Source organism: Brevundimonas sp., from assembly GCF_036405315.1.
Taxonomy (GTDB): domain Bacteria; phylum Pseudomonadota; class Alphaproteobacteria; order Caulobacterales; family Caulobacteraceae; genus Brevundimonas.
Genome location: NZ_DASWXW010000084.1, coordinates 1 through 5429 on the forward strand (window position 1 = coordinate 1; position 5429 = coordinate 5429).

Here is a 5429-nt window from a genome sequence, read left to right on the forward strand (position 1 = left end):
GCCCTGAGGGCGCGCGGCCTGTGGAGCGAGCGGCGTGAAGCCAACCTGCTGGACGGCGGCACGCCCTTCTATCGCTGCTACGCCTGCCGCGACGACGGCTTCGTCGCCGTCGGAGCGCTGGAGCCGCGCTTCTACGCCGCCCTCATCAGGGGGCTTGGCCTGACGCCTGACGAAGCGCCGCAGTTCGACCGGGAGAACTGGCCCGCCCTGCAGGCCCGCTTCACCGCTCTGTTCGCCACGCGCGACCGCGACGACTGGGCGGCGCATTTCGCCGGGACCGAGGCTTGCGTCACCCCCGTCCTGTCCCTGAGCGAGGCGCCGGCGCACCCTCACAATCAGGCGCGCGGGACCTTCGTGAGCGCCGGAATCGATCAGCCCGCCCCCGCGCCGCGCTTCGCCGCCGCAGCCGCGCCGATCAGCGCCGACCGCCCTCTCCTGCCGCTGGATCAGGCCCTGGCCGACTGGACGAACGAAAACGCCTGAAGCCGTGACGAAAAGGGTTCAGTTGCGGTTCATTCTCGTTCGGTAGACAAGCCGAGGGAACCCAGCCGGGCAGACGACGTTTGCCACCCCACAGGGGGAAGAAAAACCAGATGAACCGATTGATTGTAAAACGTTTGCTCCTGGCCGCAGGCCTGGCCGCCGCCACCACCCTGGCGGCTTGCGATGAGCCGCGTTCGGAAAACGACTACGAGGCCGTCGAGGTCCAGACCGAAGAGCCCGCCGCCCCCGCCGCCGAAGACTCGGCCGCGCCCGCCGTGGCCGAGGCTCCGGTTGCGACCGAGGCCCCGCCTCCGGTCGACGCCCTGCCGCCCGAAACCCGCACCTCGGAACAGACGGTGCAGCCGGAAAGCGATACGCTGTTCTACTGATTCCGCTTGAGCGGCGTTCGCTTCCGGTTGTCGCGCCCTGAACCCAAGGCTCCAGTTTGACGTCGAGGTCTCATCTCCTTCTCGCCAGCGTGGCGCTCTGGGCCGTGTGCGGCCACGCGGCGGTCGCCGCCCAGCCCAAGGCCGAGATTCGCGGCGACGTCGACGCCGAACTGCGTCGACGGCTGGAGCAGGCCGTCGGTCAGGTCGACGAAGCCCCCGCCAACCGTTTCGAGGCCCGCCGCCGCGCGCGCTCGGCCATGGAGGCGGCCCAGGCCCTGCTTCGCTCTGAAGGCTATTACCAGCCGACGCTGCAGGACGACGTCGAGGGCGAGGAAAAGCCGGTCGCCGTCGTCACCGTCATGCCCGGACGGCGCTTTGAACTGAGCGAGACCAAGGTCAACTGGGTCGCCCCCGTGCCTGACCCCGCCGCACAGTCCGCCGCCACCGCCGACATCGGCCTGAAGCCGGGCGATCCGGGTCGCGCCGCCGACATCCTGGACGCCGAGGGCCGGATCGTCGCCAACCTGACGCGCGAAGGCTACGCCGACGCCAAGGCCGAACCCCGCCGGGTGGTCGTCGATCACGCCACCTTCACCGTGCAGCCCAATTTCAACATCGCTTCGGGCGAGCTGGTGCGGCTGGACGGCGTGCTGGTGCGCACCCGGGGGCCGACCAACCCCGACTGGGTCGCCAATCTGGCCCCGTGGAAGGCCGGCGACCGCTACGACCCCGAGGACGTGGCCGAACTGGAGCGGCGTCTGCTGGACACCGGCGTCTATGACGGCGTCAACGTCTCCCTGGCCTCGCTGGATCAGGTGACGCCCGAGGGACTGCGCCCGGTCGTCGTCGGCCTGTCGGACCGTCCGCGCAGCCTGCTGGAGGCCGGCGCCACCTATTCGACCGCCGAAGGCGTCGGCGTCGACGTCTTCCAAACCCGCTACAACCGCTTCGGCCGCGCCGCGACGCTGAAGTACGGCGGCCGCTACGCCAGCATCGACAGCCGCCTGGGCGCCGAGGCCAGCTTCCCCCACTGGGGCAAGGCCGGCCGGACGTTGAAGCTGTCCGGCTACCTCATCAACGAGCAGACCGACGCCTATGACCGCAGCGCCGTCAGCGTGAACGCCGACCTGTCGCAGCGCATCGGCAAGACCTCCTTCTTCACCTACGGCCTCGGCGTCGACGCGGGACAGTACACAGAGAACCGCTTCGACCCGATCACCCAGGCGCCGATCACCTTCGATCGCGACCTGGCCATCGTGACGGGGCGCGCCATCGCCTTCATGGATCGCTCCAACGATCCGCTGGATCCGACCCGCGGCTATCGTCTCTACGTGTCGGCCCAGCCGACGGCCGTGACGGGCGAGGACACCGTCCTGTTCCTCAAGACCGAGGGCCAGGCCACGGCCTACCTGCCCCTGCAGGACGGGGCCAAAACGGTGCTGGCTGGCCGCGCCCGTATCGGTTCGATCGTCGGCGGCGAGGAGCTGACGGTGCCGTCGGACCGCCTCTTCTATTCCGGCGGCGGCGGCTCGGTGCGCGGCTATTCCTATCAGAGCATCAACCCTCGCCTGCCCGACAACACGCCGCGCGGCGGCCTGTCGCTGTTCGAGACCTCGATCGAGGTGCGCCACGACATCGGCCAGAAGTTCCAGGCCGTCGGCTTCGTCGACGCCGGAGCCATCGGCTTCCAGGAGACGCCCAACCTGACCAACATGCGCTACGGCGCAGGCGTCGGGGTCCGTTACAAGCTGCCGTTCGGCCCGGTGCGCGCCGATATCGCCGTCCCGCTGAACAAGCGCGAGGGCGACGCGGCCTTCCAACTCTACATCAGCATCGGCCAGGCGTTTTGACCGACACTCCTCCGCCTCATGAACCCGAAGCGGAAACGCCGGCCAAGGCCGAGAAGCGCAAACGCACGCGTCTGCAGCTCATCGCCTTCGTCTCAGGCGTCGTGGTCGCCGCCCTGCTGGCCCTGAGCATCGTCCTGGCGATTGGCGGGCGAATGTATCTGGTCTCGGATTCCGGCCGCGAACTGATCACCAGTTTCGTCGCCGGCAAGAAGATCAGCCGCTATGGCCGCATCAACGTCGAGGGCCTGAAGGGCGACCTGTTCGACGACTTCACCCTGGAACGGGTGACCATCACCGATGCGGACGGCGTCTGGCTGGAGGCGACCAATGTTCGCCTCGACTGGTCCTACTGGCCCCTGCTGATGCGGCGCTTCCATGCGACCGAGATCCGCGCGGACCAGATCCGTCTGCTCCGCCGTCCCCAGTTCGAGCCGCGGACCGAGCCCGGCGGCCCCCAGGCCCTGAGCATCGACATCGACAAGTTCAGCGCCAAGGTCGAGCTGATGGAGGGCTTCTCCAAGGAATACGGCCGCTGGACCCTGAGCGGCGACGCCGAGGTTCCGCGTCGGGGCGACAAGAAGATCAACGTCGACGCCTTCAGCCTGAACCGCCAGGGCGACCATTTGCTGCTCAAGGCGATCATCGGCAAGAAGCCCGAGGACCTGCGGGTCAACCTGCGCGCCGGCGAGGCCCAGGGCGGCCCGATCGCCGGCGCGCTGGGCTATTCCCCCGACAGGCCCTTCTCGGCGATCGCCGTGGTCAACGGCGAACGGGTCGATGTCGAGGTGAAGACCGGCGACTTCATCCCCCTGACCGTCAAGGGCCGCTACGGCAAGACCGGCGCCCGGATCGGCGGCGCCGCCGACTTCTCGGGCTCGGACCTGCTGGAGCCCTTCGCCCGCCGCATCGGCCAGACGGCCCGCTTCGGCTTCGCCAGCCTGCCGGTTCGGGACGCCGAGGATGTCCAGGCCATGAGCTGGACCCTGACCGCCGAGAACATCACCACCCGCGCCTCGGGCCTGATCAACCTCAAGCAGCGCGCCGCGCCGGACGGCGTCAAGCTGACGGTCGCGACGCCCTCGCTCACCCGTCTGGCCGGCCCGACCCTGGCTGGTGCGACCATCTATACGGGCGTATTCAAGGGCGACGCCAACCGCTGGAGCCTACAGGGCTCGGCCAGCCTTCAGGACACAGACATCGCCAGCTATCGCGCCGCCCGCGTCTCGGGGCCGCTCGACCTCAGCTACAACAAGGGCCAGTTCGATGTCGTCACCGACGCCCGCGCCGTCGGCGGCTCGACGGCCGGCATCATCGGCGCCCTGCTGGGTGCCACCCCCCATGTGAAGCTGGAAGGCTCGCGCACTTCCGACGGCGCCTATCTGCTGAAGAAGATCGACGGGCGAGGCCAGGCCCTGACCCTGACCGGATCGGGCGGCCGCAACCTCACCGGCGGCCTCAGCTTCCGCGGTGATGCAGACATCACCGACATCTCGCGTATCCGCCCCGGCGCCAAGGGCTCCTTCAAGGGACCGATCCAGGCGGGCAAGGCCCGAAACGGCCCCTGGACCATCAGCTTCGACGGCCGCGCCTCGCGCCTGAGCGTCGGCATGGACGAACTGGATCGCCTTCTGGGTCAGACCCCGCGTCTGGCCATGGCCGGAACCTATGACCGGGGTGTCCTGGCCATCAACCGGGGCGAACTGACGGGCGCCGCCGGGCGCATGGGCGCCAAGGGCCTGATCGAGGGCGGCAAGCTGCGTCTGGCCCTGGACTGGGACGCGCACGGGCCGTTCGGCGTCGGTCCCGTGGCCATCGACGGCGCCATGAGCGGAAACGGCGCCCTGACCGGCACCCTGGCCCAGCCCAGGGCTGACCTGCGCGCCGCCTTCGACAAGGTCGCGGCCGGCGGCCTGATCCTGACCAACGCCGATCTGATCCTCAGCTTCCGCAGGGGCGCCGACGCGTCTGACGGACGGATCGTGCTCAACTCGGGCTCCAACTACGGCCCGGCGCGGGCGTCGGGGAACTTCTTCCTCGGCGGCAAGAGCCTTCGCTTGACCGAGGTGGACGTCAACGCGGGCGGCGTGACGGCCCAGGGGGCCATCGCCCTGTCCAACAACTATCCCTCCAGCGCGGACCTGACCTTCACCGCGCGTCAGGGCGCCTTCCTGGCCTCGGGAGAAGCCAATGGCCGGGTGCGCCTGACCGACGGAGGCGGAGATCAGAGCGCCGTCCTGGACGTCACCGGCCGCAACGTCCGCCTGGCCGGCTCAACCTGGGTGGTCCGCAACCTCTCGCTCAAGGGCCAGGGCACGCTGGAGCGCCTGCCCTTCTCCCTGGCCGCCGACGTCGGCGGGCCCAATCCGGTCCAGTTCAACGGCACGGGCGAATATTCGCGCCAGGGCCCGGCCCAGAGCGTCACCCTGCGCGGTGGCGGCCGCGTGCGCGAGGTCGCCTTCACCACCCGCGCCCCCGCCGTCATCGCCCTGAACGGCGACGGCCGCGTCATCCGTGTCGACCTGGGCGTCGGCGGCGGCGTCCTGACCGGCGAGCTGCGTCAGGACAAGGCCGGCAGCGCCATCCAGGCCGAGCTGACCAACGTCGAAATGGGCTCTCTCGTCCCCGACCTGCGCGGCCAGGTCACCGGCCGTGTTTCGCTGCAGGGCGCGGGCGACAGGCTGAACGGCTCGGCCAATGTCGACCTGAA

Annotated in this window: 4 protein-coding genes; all 4 read left to right on the forward strand. The window is 69.6% G+C overall.

The window, feature by feature from the left end:
- The coding region (locus VGE49_RS05140) for a CoA transferase (RefSeq protein WP_331033497.1) at positions 1-483 on the forward strand (483 nt) is incomplete at its 5' end.
- A 110-nt stretch (positions 484-593) separates the two neighbouring features.
- On the forward strand, positions 594-872 hold the full coding sequence (locus tag VGE49_RS05145; protein ID WP_331033498.1) for a hypothetical protein: 279 nt from the start codon (positions 594-596) through the stop codon (positions 870-872).
- Positions 873-928: 56 nt separating this feature from the next.
- Positions 929-2722 (forward strand): autotransporter assembly complex protein TamA, encoded by a 1794-nt coding sequence (locus VGE49_RS05150; RefSeq protein ID WP_331033499.1) that lies wholly within the window; start codon positions 929-931, stop codon positions 2720-2722.
- Positions 2719-5429 (forward strand): translocation/assembly module TamB domain-containing protein (locus tag VGE49_RS05155; protein ID WP_473964836.1); only part of this gene is annotated, 2711 nt, incomplete at its 3' end. The genes VGE49_RS05150 and VGE49_RS05155, both read left to right, overlap by 4 nt.

Coding starts and splice junctions, on each gene's coding strand:
- VGE49_RS05145 (WP_331033498.1), top strand. CDS start 594: ATGAACCGATTGATTGTAAAACGTTTGCTCCTGGCCGCAGGCCTGGCC.